Consider the following 25702-nt stretch of genomic DNA (forward strand, 5'->3'; position numbering starts at 1 on the left):
TTTAAAATTGGATATCGGCTATAACAACCTCCACCCGTTTATCAATTTTAATGCTTTCCATATCAATTAAAAACAGCTGAGTAGGCACTATTCTATAAAACCGTTGTACGCTTTCGCCCATGAAATCAGCTATTGGTCTTTGCCATTTCTTTCTAATCTCTTCATCAGGAAATGACTGAATAAAGTACTCATTCATAACTTTTGTCAATTGATGTTCAGGAATTTGTTCAACCTGTGCATAAAACTGTAGACCGTCTACATCATCTGATAAAGCCGCTGAATTAAATATTGCCCCAGAAATATACCTGTTAACTTCTATATATTTTGAATGCAATGAATCGATAGCGGAGTAATAGATAAAGCTTAATGGGCTCGTTTCAAGAGAATAAGCTAATGGGGAAACCCAAACAGTTTCAAAGTTAGTCGTCCCAATCGTCAAATAACGATTCTCTAAAATGATTTTTTTTGCTCGTTTGATTAAAATTTGTTCCATTTTTTGATTGTTAAATTGATTGCCTAATAATGTTTACTAAATGTTCTTTACCATACAACTGGAGATAAAACAATATTGGATATTTTCCTTTAATAAAATCACCAATAAGTACCTCATCCAATTCAATAGCTACTTTACGAATTTTTTCTTTACTAAAAAGATTGTCGGGTTCCCAAATAAATTCCAAAATTTGGGTAGAACATTCTTCTATAATTCTACTTCTAGAAGTTATCATGTGATCGATACTGCCAGCATAACTAACACCGACCCGTAATCCATATGAATATATCTCTAACAAGTCACATAAATGTACGTTAGGATAGTAAGTAGGTAACGAAAATCCATTCTTTGCTTCAAAAACTTTGTAACTTAATTTATCAAAAAAGGAGGAATTTCCACATTTGCAAATCCAATTATACTGCTGATTAGCAATAGCAAGCCTACTTCTTTCGTTACAAATCTCACAAACTGCCCATATTTCAGTAATAGGGTAGTTGCTTTGGCCAACATTGTTGAAAAAGTCTTTTTCAAATATTTCGACCATCCTTTCAAAGGAGCTTTCTAACAGTTCCGTAGCTGACACAAACAACGTAGAATAGTTGAAAAACCGATTAGATAACCAAGCAATAAAATTAGCGTTCGCTTCTACTAAGCTATTCGCACTGGCGTAAATTCTATTGAAACTTTCTTTTAATAGTAGAGTTTGCTCTTCCTTATTTCGATATGTTAACAAAAACTCATCGATTTCGTTAAGCTTCTTAAAACAAGTATTGGATGATTGCCTTAAAGACTCAATCCATTTTTGTATTTCGCTTTCATCTGGTTTGGCCAATGAAGATGCGATTCGTCTTCGATAATCACGTTTTACTGCCCCTGGCAAGTAAAAAGTCTTATTACTATGCCAATTTGGCAACCGCGGTGATCGGAACGATTTGTCTTCAGCAACGTCATAATCCATAAATAGAAACAAAACCACAGGTTTTTGGTTCGTTTCCTTTTCTATTTTCGAGCAGAGTTCTTGTGCAGCAATTATTAAACCAAATATATTTAATCCTATTAATGTATTTGGTTGATGAAATATTCTGACTATTGGGTATTCGGTATCCTCTAACAATGTTAGAGTCTTTTTAACATCATTGCTTAATAAATCTGCTTTCTCGTGAAATCTTTTAATTTTTGTGATTTGATGGGGTGATAATCGTGTAGAAGCGACATGGGATTTTGTTAGACCAACAAAATTTTCTACAAATTCAGATGAATCGCTGACAAATTTAAAATTAGAACCACGTTCAATTTTTTCTATTCGACGAGCGGAAAGTAAAGCCTCACGGTGAGATAACATAGTAATAAGTATTAGGATTTATAAAAATATTAATACTTTAGGATATTTTTATAAATAATTCACTTATTTCAAATATTCCTGCGTATCCCGTATTCGATAACGCGACTTTCACAAATCTGCCAATCAATACTTGTCTCATAACCTGAAGGCCGCAGGTTCAAATCCTGCCCCCGTAACCAATAAATCAAACATTAAATTACATTATAAATCCCCGTGGGGGTGTCGGTGCAACTTGAGTCCATCCCTTTCGTTTGTTGGAATAAAGTGTGTAGATTACTTTATTGGCTGGCGGTTTTCAATGATATAAAATGACTTTATGTTCAATTGTACATCGACTAATATTAAGCACCAAAGGGGGTCGTCTGCCTTATTTTTAAAAACACGTTTGTTGATTTATATCAATATAATATCGTTACCCATCCGCTTAGTTTTTGCTTTCCCTTTCTTGCCGATAGCACGTAATAATAAACTGCCGACGGCAACAACTTCCCGTGGTACCGTCCGTCCCATGGGATATAATAGCCAAGGCTTTTATAAACCTCCTGCCCATTCCGGTTATAGATGTTGAGATGTACCGTGGCATCGTTCCCAATGCCAGAAATCGTCCAGGTGTCGTTCACGCCGTCGTTGTTGGGGGTGAATGTGTTGCCCATTTGCACTTCGGGGCAATTGGATCCTACAATAATATTTTGAGTGGCGGTACAACCGTTGGTATCTTCCACTTTCAGGGTGACCGTTTGCGGGACGCTTATGCTGAAAGTGCTGCTGCCCTCGACACCGTTCCAGAAGTATTTTGCAAAGCCCGCAGGCGCGGTTAATTCAACGGTCGACTTTGTAAATGTGCAAACCGATGTATCCGGCACGTCCAGTACAGGGTTTGGTTGCATCAAGACGTCGATGTTATCTTCCGATGTGCACCCCGAAGCGGACGTTACCCTGACGCTATATTTTCCGGAATGGCGGACAACTATACTCGCAGTTGTTTCCCCTGTGGACCACAGCACCGTACCGCCATTATTATCCACGCTCAATCCTACCGCTTCGCCATCGCAGAGCGAAGTCAGTATCGTTTTTGCGATTTTCGCGATAGGCGGCTCATGGAACACCAGTGAATATATAGGGGAGGACTTGATGCAGGTCGGTTTAGCTTTGCTGCTTACCACAGCCAGGTAATTACCGGGAATATCAGTCATAATCTCAGCCTGATTGGCGAAATCCGGGACGACTGCCCCGTCGCGTTGCCAGGAGATATCGTAGTTATCGGTTGCGGCAACCTTTATCGACAAGGATGCCTTGTCGCCTTTGCAATAGGCTGCCTTATCCGGGGATACCCGCAAGTCGGCAAAGCTTATTACCTTGACATCTACCGTTGCCGACGGTACCAACTATTTTCGCAGGCACTGGCTTCTGCATAATACAGCCCTGGCCCGCTGGTTTGCAGCGTTGGCCCGGTATTGCCGGTGAGTATCGCGTCCTTATACCAACGGTACTGATAAGGCAGTGCTGCATTTGCCTTTAAGGTAAGCGCCTCGTCCTCACAAAGATAAACCGTACCTGCATGGTCAACAGTGAACACGGGGGCTCTTACGAACGAAACATTAAGCGGCCCTGATATTTTAGTACAAGCGCCAATTAAGCTGCTCAATTGCACTGTATATTCCCCGGCGCTAACAATAGTTGCGCTAACCTTGTCCTCCAGCGATGCTACCTTATGCCCATCCAGCAACCAGCTGATATGGTAATCGGCGCTTAATGGAGTATTTACCACCAACTTTGCCTGTTCACCCTCGCAATAAACTTGTTTATCTGCGCTGATAACAGGCACAGGCAGGTTAATTAAGGCCACCGTAATTTCTTTGGAAGGAACCCATGTACCATCGCATGCGCTAACTTCTACCCGGTATTTACCGTTGGTGGTAGCTTTCATTTTGTACGAAGCATCCCCGGTAAGTACCCCATCCTTCAGCCAGCGGTATTGGTAAGCCGGGCTATAGTCTGTGGTTAATGTGGCAGAAAAGCTATCGCAATAGGCCAATACATCCGTGTAATTAAAATTAAAAACCGGGGAGGATATAATCGTTGTTTTTAAGTGATTGGTTTCCAGGTGGATGTTTTGGCAAGGATCGTATAGGATTGCATGGTATTCGCCGGCGGTGGCTATCTGCAGTTCGCGGCTGCTTTCACCAGGCAGTTGCTGCCCGTTTTTATACCATTGGATGCTGTTGCTGGTATACAGCTCGGTACTAACTGTTGCAGTTGCTGTATTGCCCGCGCAAATATTAAGCTCCTGCTGGCTGGCTGGTGCATCTTTAAATGACGCAGCCTGCACTTTTCCGTTGCCGAGGAATTGGGCATAATCTGGCTTTAAGTAATACAACCCGTTAAACGTTGCTACCCAAACGCCATCTTCGCACAGCGGCACCGCTCTCGAAGCAACGTTAACGCAAATATCGTTCACCTTTAGGTTACCTAATACATCGGCATGGAAAAGTTGAAATGTTGTTAGCCCGCTTGATCCTGTCCGGTAAAGCGAATTGCTAAAATACAACCCCTGGTCGGTACCAATCAGCAGGTTCTGTTTTATTTTCGCGGGATTGTCATACCAACCGCCGCCGCCAAAGGCGGTAAGCCCATAAATATTGGTTACTTTATTAATGTTGATGCCCTCCAGGTAATGCCCGTAATCTGATTCGATATAGTAACTTTCTTGCCAGTAGTTCTGAAACAGCCCGTTCTTGTTCCCCCAAAACATATTCATATAACTCACCCTAATGTCGTAATCAGTCATAGCACCCGTTATAAGGCAAGCGGTTTTGATATCGTAGCCGAAACCGTTTTTACCTTCCCAAAGAAAGCCTGTAAAAAAACTGTATTCCCCCGGGAAAGAAACCGGGAGTTTAGTAAGCCCATCGTAATCATTTGGGCCGGCTGTACTGTCGCGGAACATTTGGGTGCGAAAGGTTGCCTCATATATTTTAGTATTATGCTCGCCAGTACCGGTTGTTAGTTGTTCGGCCCGAATATCATAACGGTATAAGGCGTGGTCAGAGCCAATCAGCAAAACGGGCTGCGCGGCCCCGTCAAAGGAATAATATTCGTGGAACGCGTTTTTAGCGATGCCGACGGAATTAACAACGGTGGTGATGCCCTGGCTGCTTCCCAATAGTTTTATATTCCCGCTTTTATATTGAACAACCGCGTTGGCGTTTGTAGCCATGAATACCGTATCCTTATTAAGCCCGGCGATATCTATGAATTGAAAATTACCGTAGTTGGCAAAGGCAGAAGTAAAATCATCAATAACCATGGTAACGCTATTGATACGGTACACCTGGTTATTTTGCGCTAATACCCATAGATAGGGGTCGATAAAATCCCGCTTTACGCTGATGATATTCTTACCCGCAAAAAAATGCTGGTTTATCTGGAAGCCTAAGTCTTGCTGCGCGAACAAGTTGCCAATACAAAAAAATAGTGCAACAAAAAGGAGCAATCGCCGCATACAGCGTAGGTGTGTAAGGTTGGTGATGGCCAAATTTAGCGACATTTTATAGTAAAACACAAGGTAACAATTATTCGGTGTTCCCGGATAGTTTTTCGGCAGGGGCGGTAATACCTTGGCGGGGCATTGGTTGTAACCAGCAGGCTCATCCCAAATTGCATGTAATCGTTTTTTCTAACTGCCGGGCAGAACCCAAATCGATATCAAAAGTTATCCTAACGTTGCCCAAGTGGTCGGTGAGCGAATACCCTTCGTTATATGATGTGCAATCCCGCTGTGCCTGCCGTCTGCGCAAAATCGACGAGACTTATTATTCACTTATCTCCAATTAAGGCCTCCGCTGTGCTATGGCCATCGGAGGCGCATTCGGTAGCCGACGAACAGAAAGCAGTTGCCTTTCAGCACAAGTCATATACACGTTAGGCAAAAATCTGCATGAGCTCGGATTTGACTTACTCAGGCGTCATGAGCATTATTGATTTAGAAGTAAAGAATATCCATCTATTCTTTACTCTTTTTGCCGTAGTGAATTTTACTATTTGGCCAGTAATGTTTGGTTCCTTTGACCGAAAGAATTGTCGATAGGCTACTGTATCTACTGTTTCAACAATTTTTTTTAATCCTACATCCAAAGAGTCCAAGTCTACTTTCGCATTAACTTTAATATTGATAGGCGCATTTTTATATTTTTTACGTGGAGATGAATACGGTATCTCATAAAAGCAACTATGCATATTATTCCAAACTAGAATTGAGTAACCTCCATTGTAAAAGTCTGTGGTAATCTCAAGGATAAAAAGAGTATCCGACTTGAGCATATCAAAGCTAGTCTTTTGTTGTACAGTTTTAAAGAGATTTTTAAGTTCTCTTGCAGAGCGTTTGTGTAAGGAGTGGTATTGTGATTTTGTTACTGATTTATTTGATTTTGTATGTGCATCTAAATAATTCACATAATCGGCGTAGAAATCTTGGGCAAAACTTTTGTTAAGGATCAAAGATACTATCACGATCAAAATTAGTTTTCTCATTTTTCGTTGTTAATTGAAACTTTTCATATTACGGATTAAGTGGCATGCTTGGTATTGATGTTGGTGGAATTACGATGGCTGGAGCAGTAGGTCGTGGAAGCCAATCCCCTCTAAACCATAAATTGTTACCATGTCTGTCTGTTATGGCGGAATCGGAATACTCATCGTAGTCAGTCCTCATTTTTACGCCATGCTCGGCTCGGATTTGGTTTTCCTTGTAAGTTGCGTATTTATCGGAATTATAAATTACTTGTGGTATTCCGTTTATATCGACGGTATTTCCATCTTTATCTAAAACAGTAAACCATATACCTCCATCAGTAATACCGTTCCAAATATCCCACACGTGAGCTAATTCGTGACCCAATCCAATAAATGCAGATCTTGCATCACTCCAGCCGCTCATTGGGCCACCAATCAGATTTTTTACACCCCACTGAAGTATACTACCGTCGGATCTAGTAAAGTTTCCTCTATTGTTTCTATTTGGATTTTTTTGTGCGTCAAAAATCGTAACTTTATTTGATGACCTCTCAACATCATTGACTAAACCTGCTCCCGCTTCGCCTGTTTGTAAATCACAAATCGCATCAGAGATTTGAGCAATAAATTCGTCGCTTCCCTTGTACGCCTCACCGCCTTTTTCGTAATAAGCGGTGCTACCCTCAAAATAAACTTCGGCTTGCACGGTAATATCGGCAACAGCTACACCGTCAATAGTGACTTTTATTTTATCTGTAGCAACTGCGCTTATTTTATCTCCATTAATATCAATATTTTTAATAGGATTGTTTCCGGCGTAATTGTAAGGTGTAATCGATGTATAGTATTCAGAATATCTATCTAACCGTCCCCACCTCCCAATTACCGGGTCGTAGAAACGTGCACCGTAATCATAAACGCCTAATTCGTCCTGAAGTTCTTTTTTGTTGTAAAGATATTTTCTCGGCGGGGCACTGGTAGTAGCCAGCAGGCGCATCCCAAATGGCATGTAATCGTTTTTTTCTACCTGCTGGGCAGAGCCTGATTTGGTATCGAAAGTTACCCGAACGTTGCCCAGGTGATCGGTGAGCGAATATTCGTAATTGTATGATGTGCCATCGCGCTGTGCCTGCCCTTCTTCCGTTTGCACAAAATCAACGGTAGTAGTGCTGTTGGTATATTGGATACCATTAATATACTCTGTTGTGGTGCCTGTGCCTGCGGTGCTTACCCTTCGCAGCTTGCTGCCTGCTGCGTCATAGGTATAAGTAATATTTGTTGACGCGAAACTGACGTTTTGCGGTAGGTTAAGCAGGTTATAAGCAATATTGGTTATGCCCTTGCTGTTATCTTTCGTCATGTTCCCGTTCTTGTCGTAAACGTAATTATTGGTCCAGGCGCCATGCTTCAATCCCAGATCGCTGGTTGTGGCATCGGTTATGCTCTGCAACTGATTTGTGCCGTTATAACTATAGGTGAGGTTATCTACAAGAGTGCCGGCAATTGTCCGCTGCAAGGCTGTGATATTGCCCTGCCGGTCATAAGTAATCCCTTGCTCAATAGCACTGTTGTCAGCCTTAGCCCCAACTAGTAGCCTGTTGAGGCGATCGTACAGGTAACTGAATGTGCTCGTATTTTGTGCCGCCGATGTTCCCCATTGCTGGTACATGATATTCCCGTTATAGGCTTTATTTGTTGCCCCGGTGTTATAATAGAGTTCTTCCTCAAACAGTGGTGCATTCATTTTTTTTAGCCAGCCACGCTCATTATAGGTGTACGCAAGCTGCTGGTAAAAATTAAGGCTATCGGTACTATGAAGCCATTTATTCTGTAGTTGCCCTAATTCGTTATAATCGGCTTTGGTTATAAGGGTGCGTGTTGTAGGCGTTGTACCATTAAATATCTGTTGCCAGGTTTTCAGTTTGCGCCCGGTATGATCGTAAATATACTGGTTGTTTACCGTGATAAGGGGCGTGGCGGTATTGGCAGATGTAAAATGCTGCCGCCTAACGGTAGTAGGGGCACCGGTAAAATCATAAGTAATGCTTATAGCATCGTAATTATTGGTATTGTTTACCCCGCCCAGGTAATGCTGCTTATAACTCTTTAATTGCCTGCCATCATTGTCATAATAAAATTTAGTGGTTAGCATGGTGGTAGTACCCAGCACATTGGTAAACTGGTAAGTGGGCATACCGCGTGCGGCAAGGTTGGTGCCTGTCGGCGCGGAATAGTTGGTTGGAGCCGCCCAGCTGTAATCATCGTAAAAATTAATGGTGAGGAAGGTATAGCTGGCGCCCTGCGGGTCACTCAGGTTGTTATAACCGGTGCTTGTGCTATTATCCCGCGTTTCCCATTTGGGGCTGCTGGGGTTATCATAAATACCCTGCAATAACAGGTAATTGGCGGTATTGGGCGTATACAGGCTTGGCTCGGCGGTGCTGCCATAAAGCAATAATCCCGTTAGGGCCACCCGCCCCAGTTTATCGTATTTGATAAATGTCCACTCCTGCGTTGGTTTATTCCGCTGGTTGGCATCCTGGGTCATCACTACCTGGTCAAGCGTATTATATAGGATAAAGTCCCAGCCCTTGCCCGGCAACTTTTTACGGAACAGCCTACCTAAGTTGTCGTACCAATATTCGTACCCCAGGTCGCTGATAATTTGCGCGGTGATAGTGATATTGTCATCGGCATTGGTTTCCGGCGGCAGCACGTAGCAAAGGTTGCCCTTATCGTCGTACACGTAATAAGTGCTTAGCCTTTCCAGCGCGCCGTTTTTATAGTTATACTGCCTTTTTAGCACTACATGCCCATCGATATCCTTGTACTCTTCTACCTTTCCGGCCCTGCCGCTTACCCAGTTCTCATCTTTGCTCACTGTTACCGTAAGGGTATTATCATCGTAGGTGGCGTTGCTGTAACGTACCAGGCTGCGGCTGTTATCGGGGTTGATAATTACCTGGAACTGCGATACCCGCCGCGAGTTCACCGAATCTGCCGCCCAGGTGAGGTTGTTATTGAGTGTATATTCGCATTTTACGGTATGCCCGCTACCGCTTACGCCGCTGGTGCTTAGCTGCCAAGCCGCGCCCGGTGCGCCGCCCTCCAGCGGGCGGCCAAGGTTCGAGGCTTCCAAAGTGGTTTCAGAATATGGGTAGGCGTTTGCGGTTACCCCTGCCGGTGGCGTGGTGTAGAATGTGCCAACCCCTGTCACCGCCGATGCCTGGTAAGCACCTGTTGTTGTGGAGGAAGGCACGTATGGCAGGTACTTACGGGTTTCCCGCCCATATTGGTCATATACTGCCACCTGCACTACATCGTTACCCGCAAATGAGCCCATGCGCTGCACCGTTTGGGAGGTTCTGCCCAGCCCGTCGGCATACTGGATGGTAGTTTGCACCTTTGTTTTATCGCTTAGTACTGTTTTTAGCGAAGCATCGTCCTTAATGCCTCCCACTCGTACCGTATTACTGACGACGTAGTTCTGGTTAATGCTCTGCCCGATAGCAGTAACCGATACGGATAACAACAGCAGCAGCACCGACACCGGCTTTGCTATAAAATGGTTTGTTATGATAGTATTCATCCGGTTTAGGTTTAATAGATGGATAAGCTGTTGTCTGTTGTGCCTGTTGATATGTTTACGCTGGTAAACGTAGCGTTGTGCCCGTTGATTGGCGTGCGGTTGCCCAGCTTAAAATTCTTTACGAACGTACCTACAGGGTTGATGCTTAGCGTGTATGTCCCTACCGGTACCTGCACGGTGCTTGTGCCGGACGAGGGCACGTTAAAATAAAAACTGCTCGGGCCTGAAAAGCTTGCCTGGTACCCGTTTAAGCCCGTTGTGTTAGAAAACGTGAACGAGATGGTTTGGATAGGGCAGCCGCAAATAGCGGGGTTATTGGCTTTTATCTGCCCGTTTATATTAAGGTCGTAACTGGCGGATGCATTGGCCGAGGCTTTGGTTGAGGAATAGTAGGTGTTGGCCGCAACGGAGTAGGTGGTAGATTGCGGCGTGGTACCTGCCGGGCAGTTATTGCGGGTAAAGCTTACGTTAAGCATCGCATCATTCCCCACCGTCATATCGTAGTAATGGTAGCCAAAGTTTTTCACGATGTTGCCGTTCCAGTCTTTAATATTACGCAGCCGTTGCGAATAATCGTATTCAAAACGGCTTACCATCCCTTTGGTATCTTCCATTAGCACCACCCCGTTGGGGTCGTAGGTGTAGGTGGTCATCTGCGCATCGGCAGGGTAAAGACGCAATTCGTCTATAGATTGGGTACCTGAAATCAACAACGACGCGGCTGAGCCCGCCGGCACCAAGTGTTCGTAATAGGTCCAGCCGCCGGCAGTTGATTTTAAGCCGGTCCCGGTTATGTACCCATTAAAATAAACCGATGCGGGGCCGCCATTGCTCCAGTAAGACACGATATTGTTTTTGGTAAAATCAATAACTGCTGTGCTTATCTGCCCGGCGGTTAACGGATATGTCCTGCTGCCCGAAGGGGCGGTTGCATCGAACAGGGTACCGCTCATATTGTATACCCAGTTATTCCCACCATCAGCCTCAAAGCCGGTATAGGCAACCTTTGTAACCAGCGCATTTTGTATTTGCGCCACAGGCAGTGATTGCTGGTAATCCCAAAACACCGATACAGGCGCAGCATTTCGCGGTGTATATTGGGAAACATTATTCTTACTATCGTAAGTATCAAAGCTGATCATTTGTACATACCGGCTATCGCCACTGAAAGTCCCGCCAGACACGGCCGATGGCGTAAAGTTGGTTACCGGAGCGCCAACGGCAAGCGTTTTGATGGCGTTTACCAAAATGGCCCCATTGGCACCAATAGTATTGGAGTATATGTTGAGTTGCCCACCGCTTACGCCGCTCACCCCCGTCGCTACATTCTTAACGCTGTCGTATTTTTCAACAAGGTCTGCCTGCATGTTATTGGCCAGCATATTATCCAATACGGTATTGCCGGCCGTATAGTCGGCAGGGTATTTGTTTACGGTAACTTTGGTTACCCCTTTACTGTCGGTATGCCGCACCCTAACTACCTGTTGGTGTACCTGGCTTCCGTACTTATAATCGGTTTTTGTAACGGTATATTTCGTAGGGTCGTTGTAATCGTAAAGCCTGGTAAGCGTGCCTGTAAGGTAATTGTCATCAGATGTGATGCCATAATTAGCCAATACGTACCCGTTTACATCAAGTGCTTGCGATCCAGACACATTTCCCAAATGTGCAACTAAATCAATCCCTTCGTTCGCTATTGTCTTGCCAACGGTTAAACCAACATTAGGATAGGTTGTTGCCGCAAACGCCGTGTAACTGCTCGAATCAACTTTAACGATTTGATAGGACCCGTCGCTTTTTCTCAGATATTCCGATTTTTTTATCAGTTGGCCCCTCGCATAAAAAACGCTGTTGATAATCGGTGTCCCGGTCATCGAGCCTATATTCTGCGTATCATTCAGGTCGCGAAACAGATATTCCGTTTTTCCAACGTTTGCTGTTGGCGTGCCTGTATACTCTGTTACCTGTGGGTAAACAACTGTCGCGGCGTCCCAAGGCTCTATGTCTATCCTCGGGTTGGATACGAAAGTCCGTTCTGTTTCCCAATCTGTCATGTTGGGGCTATCACCATTATTAACTGCATGAGACCAGTTCTGCCGCTTGATTTGCGTTGCAAAAAAGACATTTTCCAATATGTAATTTTTACGGGCCGTATAATTGTTATAAACGTAGGTTTTGAGGATGGGTGAAGGATTAACGCCGTCATATGATGATATCGATTTAACATGTAGCCCGCCTGCCTGCATCAGGGAGCTTGACGCATTATCCCAATACTGGTTGGTTTGATAAGTAAAAGTAGAATACCCGCCAGTTGGGTAATGTATACCGGTAAGCACGCCTGCCTGCATATAGGTAGAATCTGAATACCGGCTATTCGGTACGGTGCTGCCTATGGTCATATTTTCCATTCCGCCATAACGGCTAACTTGTATGGTCATGTTCGGTGTAAGTGAATTGTTCGGTTTATTATTATAAAACCCCCAATAATCCCGCGCCAGCGAACCGTAATAAGGTAAAGCGATAGCTGTATTGTAGTCAAAACTATAGTGCTGAGCTATGCTTCCTGCCTTATCGAGTACTTGTATCGAGTCTAGTTTCAACCGTTTAGCATTAGAAATCGTCGGATTAAAATAGCTTGTATAAAAACGTATTCTTTTCTGCAGCTCCATGGCTTTTGTGCCATAGTTATAAATGTACACACTAATGTTTTTCAAAGAATAGGCACCGCTAGTAGCCAAATCTGCCCTTGCTGTAGTCTCTAACTCAAAATCTATCCTGCCGTTCTTAAAATAAATATGCTGGAGCAATTGTTCATTAACATAAGCGGAACTGATATTTTGCGGCCCTTGTTTATACCCGAATGTGTAAAAATTCTGAGGGCTCACAACCTGGTCGTCAACAACGTCTGTATTGGAAACGACATCCGGCTGGTACACCGTTTGCTGGCTGTACGTAAACCTCACCGTGTCCCTTTTATTTTGCGTTATCATAGTCTCTAACGGCCAACCCGAAGTGGCGGCGACAGATGGCGTAGACTGCGTAGATGTGTAGGTGCGCTCCAAATATTGGTCGCCAAAAGTATATTTGTTACCGTGCTCGTCTGTAACGTTAAACGTAGTCATCGTTGGATTGCCACTATTTACATAGTTGTTAGTGACCTTGATTGGGGCAAACGGAACAAAACGCGGCGTAAAGGCACTCGTACCATCTAAAAAAAACTTGCCGCCATGGCCGGGGAAACTATAGGAAAAAATATCAGGCCTCGAATCATAAATCCCGAGGTTGTAGTAATTTATGGAATCGATGTTATTATCTGTATGGCCTGCAAGGGCTGCCGTGTTTTTTAAGTAGCCCTGTAAATACCCTTGAATTCCATCATCCGCTTTACCTATTATATTTCGGCTGATCACTCCTCCCGCAGAAAGGGACCAGCCCAGGCCAACCCAACTGGCCACTTCTGACACCCTTATGCCGGATGCATGGTAAGATAAGGTGATGGGGAACTGCACCCCGCCCGCATCAATAGAATATAGCGGGATGGAAATATCGGGCAAGCCAGTAAAAAGGTTTACGTTATAGCTTCCGAATTTCTCTATAGAGGCGGTATTGGGCGCGCGTGGGTAAAACGTAGGGATGAAATAATTGGCTTGGGTTGTCTGTGCGGACGAAGAAAGCGTGAACAACACACCGATTAAGAAAGCAAGCCAACAGGCTGAGTTTTTTTTCATTGTGTAATAAGGTTGAGATAGAAAATAATATAGTCTTAAGTAGCTGCTATGAGATTTTGTGTTTAAGCATATGAAATGTCATCGACGGAGATTTCAATGTATTTATTGATGATGGGTATTGTATGCATGTGGTTGTGATATTGGCTCCTAGGATTTGATTTAAATTTAGGAATAAGAAATTGATATTTAAAAAAAATAAAACAAAATATTTCTTGACATTTAATAAACCGAAGGCGAAATGTTTTTTAGTGCAAAAAAAAATTTCCGATTTATACTTAATGCAACATTAAAGGCGGTTGATTTTCTTTTGACGTTTAGCGCGTAGAATTATAAGTTTTTTATTTTTGGAGTTGATTACCTTAATTATTAAATTAGTCATCTACTTTTAAATTATGCCTAAGCACTTATTTACAAGACGACTTAACGCTTACACCTTAACCGAAATCCTAGTGGTGCTCTGCATCATCGGCATCCTCGTATTCCTTGCCCTGCCAAATCTTTTACCGCTTATCACCAAGGCAAAAAGCACGGAAGCCAAGCTGCAATTGGAATACATCCAGAAACTGGAGAAAAGCTATTATTACGAACATTCCAAATACTCGATTAGCCTGGCCGACATCGGGTTCCTACAGGAAAAGTTGACCACTGACAGTAAAGACGGGCACGCTAATTACCGCCTGGAAATCACCAATGCCACTACTACCGGTTTTACGGCGAAAGCTACCGCCGTAGTCGACTTCAACGGTAACGGCACGTTCAATGTGTGGGAAATAGACCAGGACAAGAATATCAAAGAAGTAACCCCGGATTAATGTGCAGGCAGCCAAAATCGTTACCCTTATTATATTGGTCATCATGTTTGTGCAGGATATAAAAAGCCGCAGCATTGCATGGCCCTTGTTCCCGGCACTAGCAGTTTTATTCGTAATCATCCGGTTTGCGCCTCGTTGGAGCTTTTCCGGGATGGTGATTGAAGTTGCCGGGCCTTTGATTTGCTTGTCGTTTATGCTGACGATGGTGTCCTTGTATATATCTGCCCGATACAGGAAATGGATATGGATCACGGATGAAATGCTCGGCTGGGCCGACGTGCTCTTTTTAGCGTGCCTGGCTTTTTACCTGCCGTTATTAAATTATATGTTATTCTTTATCGCAAGCAGCATAGTAATATTACTGTCATGGCTTGTATACCAGCTCATGTCGCCTGTAAAATCAAAATTCATCCCATTCGCAGGTTGCCAGGCTTTGCTGCTGGGTGGGTTGCTCGTCATCAGCTGGCTATCGCCTTTCGACATCACCAGCGATTTGTGGTTCATTAAACTAGCGACCAGATGAACGAAACGACAGACATATCGCTCCTGACAGAAAACATACATCTGCTTAGCAAAGAACAAGCCTGGCATTACCGCGTTTTGCCCAAAGAAAAGATTGGCAACGGCTTGTATCTGTTTTGCGATGAAAATACCCCGTTAGCCGATTTACAGGCCGAGCTGGAGATTTTATTGGATTGTGATATTTACCTGGAATACCTGCCTCCGTCAGATATCAACAGGCTGCTTTCTACTTATTATATCAAAGACAACGCGCAGCAATCGAACGCGTCACTGCATACCGGACAGGATGCCGACAATTTTTTGCTTAACCTTATCCGCGAAGCAAAGAACTTAAAAAGCAGCGATATCCATATCGAAACTTACGAGCAGAAATGCCGGGTCAGGATGCGTATCGACGGCATGATGGTAGAACGTTACCTTTTGAAGAAAGACGACTACCCGGCGTTGATCAATAAAATAAAAATACTATCGAACCTGGATATTGCCGAGAAAAGGCTGCCGCAGGACGGGCGTATCAATTACGCCTATCAGCAATATAAATTCGATATCAGGGTATCTGTCCTGCCTACGCTGTTCGGCGAAAAGGTCGTGCTTCGCCTGTTGAACAATGATGCTGCTGACATCGACCTTAAGCAGCTCGGGCTTTCTGATTTCGACCTGGATAATTATCTGCAAGGCGCCCGCCGGCCCAATGGCATCTTACTAATCAGCGGGCCGACCGGATCCGGGAAGACCACCACGCTTTATGCCACGCTGAAGTTGCTCAATAAAGAAACCCGGAATATCCTGACCATAGAAGACCCAGTGGAATATACGCTGGAAGGCATCAATCAGGTACAACTCAAAGAGTCTATCGGCCTGGGCTTCGCAGCTGCCCTTCGCACTTTTTTGCGTCAAGATCCGGACGTGATCATGGTGGGCGAGATCCGCGACGTGGAGACGGCTAATATGGCTATACGCGCGGCCCTCACCGGCCACTTAGTGCTTTCCACTATACACACCAATTCGGCTTGGGGTACGGTATCCCGTTTGATCGATATGGGCATACCTCCTTTTTTAGTAGCCAGCACGCTGAATACGACGGTGGCCCAGCGTTTAATCCGATTGCTTTGCCCGCATTGCAAGCAAAGCGCAACGATGGCAGACGGATTATATCCTAAACAATTCAAGCCCTATTCTGCTGTATTGCTGCAAAACGTCCCCAAAGGCTGCGAAAAATGCTACTATACGGGCTACAAAGGGCGTAAGGCAGTTTACGAAGTAATCCCCATAGACCGCGAGCTGGCGATGGATGTAAAAGACGGCAACATGTATATTGCGGACCGGCTTGAAAGCCGCGGCATAAAGACGCTGGCAGAGAACGCCTTTGCGCTTTTCAAGGATGGCGATACCTCCTTAGAAGAAATCTACCCTTTATTATTTAATTTCTAACCGGCTTATGTACAGGAAACTTACCTTAATTATAATCATAAGCCTTACGTTGTTCTTCCCGGCAAGGGGCATAGCGCAGCAAAGCGGTCCGCGCCTACAGCAGATACAAGCCACATTGGACAGCCTTGCGCAGTTTGTGCCGGGCCTGAACAAAAAAGTACAGCTATCTATTTCCGGCGTACCGGCCCCGGATTACTTGCGGGCAATCGGCAGGGCAAACAATATCAGCTTCCATATCGACCCTTCGGTAAATTTCACCGTAAATAATATTTTCATCGATGTTACCGCCAGCAATATCCTCCTCCTGCTGGCCCAGCAATATAACCTGGATATCAGCGCTACGGGCGTGATATTGGTCGTCAAGGCACACCCGGAGCCTGTTATTGCTTTTAAGCCGGCTACCAAGCAAATCAACATCCGGTACCGGGACCTGGATAATGCGTTGAGCATGGACCTGAGCAATGATAGCTTGACGGCTGTCGCTAAAAAGATTACCACGTTGTCCGGAAAAAACATCATCGTCCCGCCGGGCCTGCAAGGGAAAATGGTAACGGCCTTCATATCCGGTGCGGGCTTCGACGTGGCGATGGATAAACTGGCTTTTTCCAACGAACTGAAAATGGTAAAGACCAACGACAGCTTTTACCTCTTCCAGCCTTTGGACGACAACGAGCAATTGTATGTAAACGGCGATCGCAAGACCGATGTCAAAAGGATATTCAAGCCAATCAATAATGCGCCTGCGGGTAACCTTGGCCTGTCCGTGCAGACCGTCGGCGGGCAAAAACTCATTTCTGTAAGCTCCGCCAACGCGGGCATTGCAGAGTTGGTGAGATCTGCATCCCAGGAAATGGGCAAAAGCTATTTCGTGTATTCGGAAATCAAAGGCACCATCAATACGATCAACGCCAACGACCTGACATACGAGAATTTCCTGAACCTGGTATTCAAGGGGACCGATTACACCTTCAACCAGGCGGACGGGGTTTATCTGATCGGTGACCGGAAACTGGAAGGCCTGCGCAGCCATAAGGTAGTGATGCTGCAGAACCGATCTATCGATACGGTCTTGGCATTGGTACCCGCAGAATGGAAACGAGGCGTGGAAGTTAAAGAATTCCGGGAGCAGAACACCTTGATATTATCGGGCTCGAAGCCGCAAATAGAGGAAATTGCTTCCCTGATCAAGCAGATAGACGTTTTGGTGCCCCAGATACTGATAGAGGTAACGCTTATCGATGTCCATAAAACCCGTCGCGTCTCTACTGGCATCTCCGCAGGCACGGCGGATAGCATAAAAACGGGCGGCACCTTGCTCCCGGGACTTGACTATACTTTCGGGTCTAAATCGGTCAATGAATTCCTCAACAAGGTGGGGGGCATTTTCTCGACAAACCTTGGCCATGTCACGCCGAATTTCTACCTTAACGTTAGTGCGCTGGAGTCGAAAAACAACATCGAGGTACGGTCGGTGCCTAAACTGGCTACGCTTAACGGGCACACCGCTTCTTTGAGCATCGGCAATAGCGTGTTTTATAAGAACGTAACCCAGAACCTATACCCCTCGGCGGCGACGAATACTTCCGTCTTCACCAACGAGTACAAAGAATCGGATGCGAACCTGACCATCAATATCCGGCCATTGGTGTCAGGCGACGACCAGGTGACCCTCGGCATCAAAATCGATATTTCCGATTTCACTTCCTTGCCTACCGACGGCTCGCCGCCGCCGAAATCCACCAGCAAGTTCGAATCGGTTATCAGGGTGCATAACGAAGATATGATCGTACTCGGCGGCATCGAGCGTACCGAAGATGCCGATAGTTCATCCGGCGTACCCTTGCTCTCGCGCATACCGCTCCTGAAATACCTTTTCAGCAGCAGGACCAAGACGAAGGCGAAAGTAGTAACGCTTGTGTTCATAAAGCCAACGATTATCAGGTAACCGGATAGCATGTTAGCACGATACTACAGGATCGATAAAGCCACGGGCATCCATATCCATATCGGGAATGATGGGAGCGCGACTTTCGCCGTATGCGGACTGGAGCTGGATAAAGACCGACTGGATTTCAAGGAAAAAGCAGTTGCGCTTACCTCCATAAATGAAAGAAAGGATGCTTCGCCCGCGGCAAATGCTGCGGTCATCATAACCGGTAAAGGTGTTTTAATAAAGCAATTAGCGAGACGGGAGCATACCGATAAGGAGAACTTTTCGGACGTGCTGACCAATGCGGATATCGACGATTTCTATGTGCAGGATTTTATCAGCGGGGATAATTCCCATATCGCGGTGATACGCCGCACAGAAGCGGATAGGTGGCTAAGTATAATCCTGGAGGAAGGCTATAAGCCCTTGATGCTGTGCCTTGGCCCTTTCCCAGTCGAACATATCATCAACCAGCTCAACGTTTACGGTGTGACGTTCGAATTCAACGGACATTCGCTTCGGCGCAATGCAGAGGGCGTTTGGCTCGGCTACAAGTATGCGGCGGAGGCCGTATCGCCATTCCTGATCAAAGCTGAAAATGAACCGCTGGATGAAAAATTAGTGCTGGCTTACGCGGCTGCTTTCCAGTTGCTTTTATCCGGGCAATTGCTGCCGATACGGGCCGGAGCCGCCGGACTGGAAAACAAATTGCAGGATACGCTGCTGGAGAAAAAATTCCGTGCGAGGCTTGCGGTATTGCTGGGAGGCATTTTCATATTGTTGATGCTTAACTTCTTTGTTTTCATTTCGCTCGATTCCTCCAACCAGGGACTCGCGCAGAAAGTGAGTAGCAGTGCTCAAAACAGCAGCCAGGCCGAAGATATAAACGATGCCATCAAACAGAATGAGCTACTTTTGAAAGGGCTGGGATGGGATGGCGTACCCAATAAAACGATATTCATAGACCAGCTTGCCCAATTATTGCCGGCGAATGTGAGTTGGGAATCCGTCAGTATCGACCCGCCGGATGCAGCAGCCTTAAAATCCCAGCGGGTAATGCGCTTTACACAGAGGCATATCACCATCACAGGAAGTTCGGCCAATATACTCCCTGTGAACGAATGGATAGCGCGTGCAAAATCGAAGCCCTGGATAAAAAGCATCCGGATGGAAAGCTACTTATTCGACAATGAAGAAGGGACAGGAATGTTCACCATTTCCATAGATTACTGAATATGATGAAGGCATTTTTTATCACGAACAAGTATGGATTATGGATACTGTCAGCAGCGTTGCTGCTCATCAGCTATCAACTGGCATTGAAAAAAACCGTGGAAGCCTGGCAACTCAATAATCGTTTAAAAGCGCAATCGGATAACGCGGGCGACTTGAGCTACCAGCCTGCTTACCTCGAAAGGAAAAACGACAACTTAAACAAGCTCATCAAATCTTATTCCGCAGATACTGCTGATTTCAGGAGCGACATCATCGATAAGGTAGCATCGGTAGCCGCAGAAGAAAAAGTTAAGCTAACGTCCGTGCCCCTCCCCGATGTCATTCCGCAGGATGAACATTTGATTACGCAGCAACTGGTACTTGAAGGTTCGTACACGGCTTTGATGAGAACTGTTCAAAAATTATACGCGTTGCAGGGCATCGGCTTGGTCCGTTCGGTTACACTGAAAATGCCGACCCAACGCCAGTCCTCAAAAAACAAGCCGCTGGTGATGCAGGTATATATTGCCGCGATACGGCGATAACAGCATTATTGGAAGCTATTGCTCATCTGGAAAAGCGGCAGGTACATGGCGATGAGTATCCCGCCGACGATGATACCCAGGAAAATAATAATCAGCGGCTCCATAGCACTACTGAGCGTAGAGGTCTTATATTCCACTTCCTCTACATATTGCTCTGATATCTTCGCAAAAAAATAATCTAATTGATTGGTTTCCTCGCCCACTTTTACCAGCTGCACCATTTTAGCCGGATATATTTTGTACTGCTGCAGGCTTTGATAGAGCGGCTTACCGTTCATGATGTCTTGTTCGATCAAGCCTAACGATGACTCGATAGGATAATATTCGATCATCTGCCTGATCAGCGCGATGGCCTGCAACAAAGGCAACTTGGCATTGATCAGCAAACGCATGGAATTGCAGAAGCGGGCAAGATAAATCTTCTGCACCAGGTTGCCGATGACTGGCACTTTCAATAGCAATCGCGAGGCTATTGCCCTGAATTTTTCCGTCTTCCTGACAGCAAAGATGCCTGCTGCGATGAAGGCAACAATAAGCACGAACCCCAGGAAATTATTTTCCAGTGCCTGGGATATGCTGATAATCTTTTCAGTGACGTATGGAAGCTTCCCGCCAAAACGGATAAACACATCGCCGAACATCGGCACCACGAATTTGAGCATGAAAAACACCGCGCTGAATGAGGTAAGCAATACGATGCAGGGATAGGTGAGCGCGGATACGATTTTGCGCCTTTGCTTGATCTTATTCTGGAAATATTTGGCCAGATCCTGCAATACTTCGTGCAGCTTACCCGACTCCTCGCCTATCTGCAGGCTAAACACTTCGTAAGCAGAAAAACGCCCGCTTTTTTTCAGGGTGCCCGAAAGCGAAGACCCATTAGTGACTTCGGAAAGTATGGTGCCGAACAAAAGCTTGTCTTTTTCCTTTTCCTGATCGGCAGTAATCAGTTCCAGGCTACTCTTCAAGTTGATGCCTGCTATAAGCAGCGAACTCAATTCGAGGTATAGATATTCTTTCTTTTTATCCGCCAGTTCTTTGCCGCCAAACGTGATATCCTTGTTCAGCAATTCGAGTATGCCGGTCGTAGCAGTCTTTTGGCTGTCAGGCTTTTTGGCCTGCTGATACCGGTTGATGTTAATGGATGGCATTGGCTGTATCGGTCATAAGGTCTTCGGAACTGTATTGCTTATGGTAAATATACGGTATCGTGCGGTTTTTGTAAACTAGATCGAACGATAATCCGTCGATGAGGGCGGTGCCTGATTGTTGCCAATCCGTTTGCCTGATGGGCGAACCTCGGAAGCTGAAATAGATATTCTGCGTACTTACCTTGAATGTGTCGGTGATACCGGATGTACGGATGATAAAGGTTGGGGAAAATGCATATACCGCACGCCTGTCCCGTCCTGTAAAAACCAGGCTGTCCGGCTCTTTTAGGATATGCTGCGCCATGGCGAAATCTCTTTTTAGTAGCCCGTCCAGTTGCGTAAGCTCCAGCACGCCTTGCTGGTCTTGCCGATATTGATTATAAGCATTGCTGACGATACCGAAGACCGTATAGGTGATAGAGATAACTATCGCGGATACGATCATCGCTATCGTGATTTCGAGGATAGTGTACGCCTTCAGTTTTACTTTATTCATCTAGCAGTACCTTCCGCATGGTTAGGATGGTATCGCCTTTCTCATTCAGGGCCGATAGCCGGATCACGTTTAACGCCGGGTTTTTCCAATAAGGAATTATTTGTTGGTCGATAGTTAACCCTTCTATGCTGTAACGGGTCTGGTCCGGAGCCGGACCACCCGTCCGCTCTGCATCGGCTATTGCTTTATCAAGCACTTTTTGGGCAGTTGCCTTGGTTACGCTCAGCGAGGAACGCGTTACGTTGGTTATGACGACCAAAGCAATACCGAACACGATAACGATAACCACCATCGCGATTACGGCTTCGACAAGGCTGGAACCGTTGAGCATCATCCTTACTTTCTTTCGAGCCATTGCAATATTTTGTTTTTGTTTGACGTGGACGGCAACAGCATGCTGCTTAGATAGTAAGGCGAAAGCTTTTTGGCATCTACCTTATTTCCGATCAGGTAATTCTCGTAGGCGGAAAAATTATTCTGATAAAGGAGGCGCCCGGTGAATATGCTGCCATAAACAAGGTTTTTCTTCTTGTAGGAAACAATCCCTTGCGAGTACACCTGCCCTTTCACCGTAACATCATCCCCCATTTTGATCAGCGGCAGCAAAGCGGCTTTGAATTCCTGCCACGCGGCTACGGTGCCGTTTACGACGGTGTGGTTGCCGATGCTGATAAGCGCGCGCCCCTTGTCCAATGGGTTGCGCCTCAGTACTGCCAGGCAGGAGGGATAATCGATAACGCAGCGTTCGCCAACGCTGACCGAATCTGTAGCAAAAAATTGTGCGTTGCCATGAAAACCACTGTTGATGACGATGCCGGGAGCCCTGACGATTACGTTGCGGAGCGAGGCAGAAGCATCTATCGTCAGCGTGGTATCCGAAGCGATGATGAGGTTGCCTTCGATATCGATATCACGCAGCGTTGCGGCGTTTTTGCCTAGGTATAGGTAACGCACCGGCTGAAGGAAAGAGTTTTTGATTGTGTCCTCTCGCGGCACCCAGATATTGGCCTTTAAAGGAAAATCAATCGTGTTATCGAGCAGCTTAAGCCGCTTAGAGTTCAACGGAGGGAGCTCTCTTCCGCTGTTCGTTATCCTTCCGATAACGAGATGTTTGTCGCCCTCGTAACCGTTGCCGTCTACATAGGCCTCCCTGATACCCGCCTTAGGGATGGATGCAGTCCCCCGGATAAAAGCTTTGCCGCTGACCGATAACGGCCTGTCTTCGTCGGGTACGTAAAGCGCGACCCATTTGGCGGTATCGATAGCATCCGCAATCGTGAAGGCGTTATAAACGGTGTCGCCTTGCTTGAATGCTTTGGCAATCCCAATATCGAAAATACCCCATGGCTTGCGCTGCACCGAAACTGAATCATCGGCCTCGTTGAACAGGCCGAACCTGCTCTCCTCCTGGTAAGTATTCGCGGTATCGGCCAACAGGATATTGGTAGCGGATGCCAGGTTAAGCTGTAGTTTGGAATTACGGAAGCTGCTTTGATATTGCGCCCGGTAGAAGTACCCCGCTACGATAACGGCAGAGCAAAGTACCGCGATAACTAATGCGATAATGATGACCATGTACAAAGCGGATGCCCTTATCATCATGAGTTATCTACTGGCCCGCCGTTTTTACTGTATCGCGTTGATGACTTTTGTGGGCGAAAAGCTTCTTAATGAACGGGACGGGCTTTTTCGTCGGCACGCCTTTTTTGTAATAAGTTACGCCGACCGAGTCTTTGCCGTAATGGTCGTAAAGGTACCCGTCGAGCTGGCCTTTAAGGTACTTCCCTTGCTGCGCCAATAATCCATTTGCGCCGAACTTGCTGAAACCGCCCGACTTGAGGCCATTTTTCCAGGTGATCGATTGGACCAGCAGCCCGCCTTCCGTCCATTCTTTCCAAAGGCCATTCTTAAGCCCGTTTTTGAATGTCCCCTGCTCTTTTATATTCTTGTTGGGGTAGAATTCGGCATATGCTCCGTTCAGCAATTTGCCGCTGTAACCACCTTGCGTGGTATGTATCCTGTTCGCGCTGTACCATGAATATATCAGCTCGGATTTAACATCGATATCATCATCCACCGGCTCTACTTCAAAAACCAGGCTCCTGTCTGCTTCATTTATCCGGACACGGTTCGCGCCCAAACCGGGCAGGTTTTGCGATGAGGCGCCCTGCATCCAGCAACAAACTATAATAACTATCACATACCTGGACATATCTTATTGGCTGATTTTGATAAATTTAGTCTTACCCTGGAAAGCTACCTTCACCGAGTCTTTTACATTCCTGAGTAGCTTTACGTTTTCGGATTGTTCGCCCTCTGCCAGCGTGACGTTCCTGCCGTTTATACTTAGCATCGCTAGGGGCTTTTTAGAGCCTGCGCTGATGATATAGCCCAAGTAACGGATAAAACCCCAGTTGATGGGCGGTACGAAAGGCTTTGCAACCACTGAAGATACTTTAATTAATTTATTCACTGCAATCACCGCTGTATCTTTATCTTCTGCGGCACCGAAAGGGTCGCGGTAGTTGAGCATCAATTTAGCGGTATCTTTCACCGGCGCGTAATCGTTAGGCGTTTCTTTTTTATCAGCCACTGCTAAGGGCTGCGGTAAATCAGCCCCATCGTTCGCGCTTACCGCCATAAATACCCGGTAGATAATCATCCCCCAAACAACAACCACCACCAAAAGCAGCACATAGGTAAGCGGCTTGTTTTTCATGGCCCTTTTATTTGATAACGAAACTACGCATTACGCTCGCCTGCCCTTCGTTGCCTGCGGCATCAACCGCGCTTACTTTCCAATATACCCGGTCGCCCGAATTGCCAAGGTTAAAGTTACTACTCAAACCACTAACAATCGTCGGATAGCTTGCGTTGTATGCCGAAGTAGAATCCGCTTTCAACACGTATAGCTTATATGCAGAAGCGGTAGCCACAGCCCCCCATTGCAGGCTTACGGGTAAAGCAACAACCTCGCCTTTGCCCGGCGAACTTAAACTTACCTGCCCTGGCGGTATATGGTCTGAACGAATATTGCGCGTGGACGACCATAAGGATTGCGCCGTATCGTTCTCCGCCCGCACCCGCCATTGGTACTGCTGGTCTTTAGGGAAAGTAAAAGCATATTGCTGCGCCGCAATCGGCTGGTTGTATATAATCTTGCTTTCGTCGGCAAAGCTGTTGGTATCTACCTGCAGGCGGTACCGGGTTGCACCGAACATGCTGCCCCATTGAAAAGTTACAGCCCCTTGGTTGCTTAGCGCGTTATTGCCCGGTGAGCTAAGCTGTACCGATTGTTGCTTGATAGATGAATACAGCACCTCGAAACTCCCTGCTACACTAAAGGCCGTTTGCGAACTGCCATTCTCTGCCCTCACCCGCCATTGGTATAGCCCCGGTGCCAGGCTTAATGCCAGTTGGTTCTTTTTGACGATAGTATCTGCAACGAGCGCGCCGATGGTATCGAATTGAGGAGTAACGATTTGCAGGCGGTAGGTTAAGGCATCCTCTACCTCGTCCCACCAGAAACTCACTGTATAATTTTTGCTTTGATAATGCGCTCCCGGCGCAAGTAATCTCACTTCGCGCTTATCGATGGAGGGTTCGATGAAATCCTTGCAGGATGCCAAGCTAAGCAGCAATAATGCAAACAATATATAGCGAAAAGGTTTAGTGCTCATCAAGCACTAAAATAGGCAAAAAATAATTTAGAGTGCATTAAAATTTAATATCTACCTGAGTTCGATTAATCAAAAGGCGGCCATCTGATTAGAATAGGTCGATTGATAAGAGATGGACGGTTTTTTAGGAAAAAATGAGTATGCGATTAATCCAGCCACGATATTAGCGATAAAGTTGGCGAAACACCTATGCCTGGAATGCTCGATCTGGCAAATGTTTTTGAGCTCATCATTGACTGTTTCTATCACCGACCTT

At 45.8% G+C, this 25702-nt stretch carries 21 protein-coding genes; 6 read left to right on the forward strand and 15 right to left on the reverse strand.

The window, feature by feature from the left end; translation table 11 throughout:
* Position 1: 1 nt before the first annotated feature.
* The 7 genes from E2R66_RS16805 to E2R66_RS16835 all read right to left on the reverse strand — a co-directional run bounded on the left by E2R66_RS16805 (position 2) and on the right by E2R66_RS16835 (position 13664).
* A complete protein-coding gene (locus E2R66_RS16805) occupies positions 2-493 on the reverse strand; it encodes a hypothetical protein (RefSeq protein WP_133232610.1) in 492 nt (163 codons plus the stop codon).
* 10 nt (positions 494-503) lie between these two features.
* Complete coding sequence (locus E2R66_RS16810; RefSeq protein ID WP_133232612.1) at positions 504-1835, reverse strand: hypothetical protein; 1332 nt, start codon at positions 1833-1835, stop codon at positions 504-506.
* Positions 1836-2233: 398 nt separating this feature from the next.
* Complete coding sequence (locus E2R66_RS16815) at positions 2234-3220, reverse strand: gliding motility-associated C-terminal domain-containing protein (protein ID WP_133232614.1); 987 nt, start codon at positions 3218-3220, stop codon at positions 2234-2236.
* Entirely contained in the window at positions 3199-5382 is a 2184-nt protein-coding gene (locus E2R66_RS16820; protein WP_134737940.1) for a ligand-binding sensor domain-containing protein, read from the reverse strand. Before E2R66_RS16820 ends, E2R66_RS16815 begins: the two co-directional genes overlap by 22 nt.
* Before the next feature lie 407 nt (positions 5383-5789).
* Positions 5790-6365 (reverse strand): hypothetical protein, encoded by a 576-nt coding sequence (locus E2R66_RS16825; RefSeq protein WP_133232617.1) that lies wholly within the window; start codon positions 6363-6365, stop codon positions 5790-5792.
* A 28-nt stretch (positions 6366-6393) separates the two neighbouring features.
* The gene (locus E2R66_RS16830) at positions 6394-9936 is read right to left on the reverse strand and encodes a DUF6443 domain-containing protein (protein WP_133232619.1); all 3543 of its coding nucleotides are present in this window, start codon (positions 9934-9936) and stop codon (positions 6394-6396) included.
* Positions 9937-9947: 11 nt separating this feature from the next.
* Positions 9948-13664 carry a DUF5977 domain-containing protein gene (locus E2R66_RS16835; RefSeq protein WP_133232621.1) on the reverse strand — a complete coding sequence of 1239 codons (3717 nt, stop codon included), beginning with the start codon at positions 13662-13664 and terminating at the stop codon, positions 9948-9950.
* A gap of 392 nt (positions 13665-14056) precedes the next feature.
* Between E2R66_RS16835 and E2R66_RS16840 the strand changes: the two genes are divergently transcribed.
* Genes E2R66_RS16840 through E2R66_RS16865 form a run of 6 tightly spaced genes read left to right on the forward strand, consistent with a single transcriptional unit; the run spans position 14057 to position 20119 of the window.
* Positions 14057-14476, forward strand: coding sequence for a type IV pilin protein (locus tag E2R66_RS16840; RefSeq protein ID WP_133232623.1), 420 nt, complete (start codon positions 14057-14059; stop codon positions 14474-14476).
* 1 nt (position 14477) lies between these two features.
* The gene (locus E2R66_RS16845; RefSeq protein WP_133232625.1) at positions 14478-14999 is read left to right on the forward strand and encodes a prepilin peptidase; all 522 of its coding nucleotides are present in this window, start codon (positions 14478-14480) and stop codon (positions 14997-14999) included.
* Positions 14996-16429: a GspE/PulE family protein gene (locus tag E2R66_RS16850; protein WP_133232627.1), complete on the forward strand. Its 1434-nt coding sequence runs from the start codon at positions 14996-14998 to the stop codon at positions 16427-16429. The genes E2R66_RS16845 and E2R66_RS16850 overlap by 4 nt, the downstream gene beginning before the upstream one ends.
* 7 nt (positions 16430-16436) lie before the next feature.
* Positions 16437-18374 carry a type II secretion system protein GspD gene (locus E2R66_RS16855; RefSeq protein ID WP_240049338.1) on the forward strand — a complete coding sequence of 646 codons (1938 nt, stop codon included), beginning with the start codon at positions 16437-16439 and terminating at the stop codon, positions 18372-18374.
* 9 nt (positions 18375-18383) lie between these two features.
* Positions 18384-19592, forward strand: coding sequence for a hypothetical protein (locus E2R66_RS16860; RefSeq protein ID WP_133232629.1), 1209 nt, complete (start codon positions 18384-18386; stop codon positions 19590-19592).
* Positions 19593-19594: 2 nt separating this feature from the next.
* Complete coding sequence (locus E2R66_RS16865) at positions 19595-20119, forward strand: hypothetical protein (protein ID WP_133232631.1); 525 nt, start codon at positions 19595-19597, stop codon at positions 20117-20119.
* Between the two features lie 5 nt (positions 20120-20124).
* On the opposite strand, the gene E2R66_RS16870 is transcribed toward E2R66_RS16865, so the two are convergent.
* The 8 genes from E2R66_RS16870 to E2R66_RS16905 form a co-directional block, all read right to left on the reverse strand.
* Entirely contained in the window at positions 20125-21270 is a 1146-nt protein-coding gene (locus tag E2R66_RS16870; protein WP_133232633.1) for a type II secretion system F family protein, read from the reverse strand.
* Entirely contained in the window at positions 21257-21766 is a 510-nt protein-coding gene (locus E2R66_RS16875) for a PulJ/GspJ family protein (RefSeq protein WP_133232635.1), read from the reverse strand. The genes E2R66_RS16870 and E2R66_RS16875 overlap by 14 nt, the downstream gene beginning before the upstream one ends.
* Positions 21759-22121, reverse strand: a complete 363-nt coding sequence (locus E2R66_RS16880) for a hypothetical protein (RefSeq protein ID WP_133232637.1) — start codon at positions 22119-22121, stop codon at positions 21759-21761. Before E2R66_RS16880 ends, E2R66_RS16875 begins: the two co-directional genes overlap by 8 nt.
* Positions 22103-23368: a hypothetical protein gene (locus E2R66_RS16885; protein ID WP_133232639.1), complete on the reverse strand. Its 1266-nt coding sequence runs from the start codon at positions 23366-23368 to the stop codon at positions 22103-22105. The genes E2R66_RS16880 and E2R66_RS16885 overlap by 19 nt, the downstream gene beginning before the upstream one ends.
* Positions 23369-23375: 7 nt before the next feature.
* Entirely contained in the window at positions 23376-23939 is a 564-nt protein-coding gene (locus E2R66_RS16890; protein WP_134737941.1) for a toxin-antitoxin system YwqK family antitoxin, read from the reverse strand.
* 42 nt (positions 23940-23981) lie between these two features.
* The gene (locus tag E2R66_RS16895) at positions 23982-24485 is read right to left on the reverse strand and encodes a hypothetical protein (RefSeq protein WP_133232643.1); all 504 of its coding nucleotides are present in this window, start codon (positions 24483-24485) and stop codon (positions 23982-23984) included.
* Positions 24486-24492: 7 nt separating this feature from the next.
* Positions 24493-25446: a fibronectin type III domain-containing protein gene (locus tag E2R66_RS16900; RefSeq protein ID WP_133232645.1), complete on the reverse strand. Its 954-nt coding sequence runs from the start codon at positions 25444-25446 to the stop codon at positions 24493-24495.
* Positions 25447-25515: 69 nt separating this feature from the next.
* Positions 25516-25702, reverse strand: a 187-nt coding sequence (locus E2R66_RS16905; protein ID WP_317130782.1) for a transposase, incomplete at its 5' end; no start/stop codon positions are given.

This window comes from Mucilaginibacter psychrotolerans, assembly GCF_004519315.1.
GTDB classification, from domain to species: Bacteria; Bacteroidota; Bacteroidia; order Sphingobacteriales; family Sphingobacteriaceae; genus Mucilaginibacter; species Mucilaginibacter psychrotolerans.

What these genes read in the sequence shown, in the direction of transcription:
- E2R66_RS16805 (WP_133232610.1), bottom strand. Translation starts at nt 493, where the DNA reads ATGGAACAAATTTTAATCAAACGAGCAAAAAAAATCATTTTAGAGAAT.
- E2R66_RS16810 (WP_133232612.1), bottom strand. Translation starts at nt 1,835, where the DNA reads ATGTTATCTCACCGTGAGGCTTTACTTTCCGCTCGTCGAATAGAAAAA.
- E2R66_RS16820 (WP_134737940.1), bottom strand. Translation starts at nt 5,382, where the DNA reads ATGTCGCTAAATTTGGCCATCACCAACCTTACACACCTACGCTGTATG.
- E2R66_RS16825 (WP_133232617.1), bottom strand. Translation starts at nt 6,365, where the DNA reads ATGAGAAAACTAATTTTGATCGTGATAGTATCTTTGATCCTTAACAAA.
- E2R66_RS16830 (WP_133232619.1), bottom strand. Translation starts at nt 9,936, where the DNA reads ATGAATACTATCATAACAAACCATTTTATAGCAAAGCCGGTGTCGGTG.
- E2R66_RS16835 (WP_133232621.1), bottom strand. Translation starts at nt 13,664, where the DNA reads ATGAAAAAAAACTCAGCCTGTTGGCTTGCTTTCTTAATCGGTGTGTTG.
- E2R66_RS16840 (WP_133232623.1), top strand. Translation starts at nt 14,057, where the DNA reads ATGCCTAAGCACTTATTTACAAGACGACTTAACGCTTACACCTTAACC.
- E2R66_RS16850 (WP_133232627.1), top strand. Translation starts at nt 14,996, where the DNA reads ATGAACGAAACGACAGACATATCGCTCCTGACAGAAAACATACATCTG.
- E2R66_RS16855 (WP_240049338.1), top strand. Translation starts at nt 16,437, where the DNA reads ATGTACAGGAAACTTACCTTAATTATAATCATAAGCCTTACGTTGTTC.
- E2R66_RS16860 (WP_133232629.1), top strand. Translation starts at nt 18,384, where the DNA reads ATGTTAGCACGATACTACAGGATCGATAAAGCCACGGGCATCCATATC.
- E2R66_RS16865 (WP_133232631.1), top strand. Translation starts at nt 19,595, where the DNA reads ATGATGAAGGCATTTTTTATCACGAACAAGTATGGATTATGGATACTG.
- E2R66_RS16870 (WP_133232633.1), bottom strand. Translation starts at nt 21,270, where the DNA reads ATGCCATCCATTAACATCAACCGGTATCAGCAGGCCAAAAAGCCTGAC.
- E2R66_RS16875 (WP_133232635.1), bottom strand. Translation starts at nt 21,766, where the DNA reads ATGAATAAAGTAAAACTGAAGGCGTACACTATCCTCGAAATCACGATA.
- E2R66_RS16880 (WP_133232637.1), bottom strand. Translation starts at nt 22,121, where the DNA reads ATGGCTCGAAAGAAAGTAAGGATGATGCTCAACGGTTCCAGCCTTGTC.
- E2R66_RS16885 (WP_133232639.1), bottom strand. Translation starts at nt 23,368, where the DNA reads ATGATGATAAGGGCATCCGCTTTGTACATGGTCATCATTATCGCATTA.
- E2R66_RS16890 (WP_134737941.1), bottom strand. Translation starts at nt 23,939, where the DNA reads ATGCAGGGCGCCTCATCGCAAAACCTGCCCGGTTTGGGCGCGAACCGT.
- E2R66_RS16895 (WP_133232643.1), bottom strand. Translation starts at nt 24,485, where the DNA reads ATGAAAAACAAGCCGCTTACCTATGTGCTGCTTTTGGTGGTGGTTGTT.
- E2R66_RS16900 (WP_133232645.1), bottom strand. Translation starts at nt 25,446, where the DNA reads ATGAGCACTAAACCTTTTCGCTATATATTGTTTGCATTATTGCTGCTT.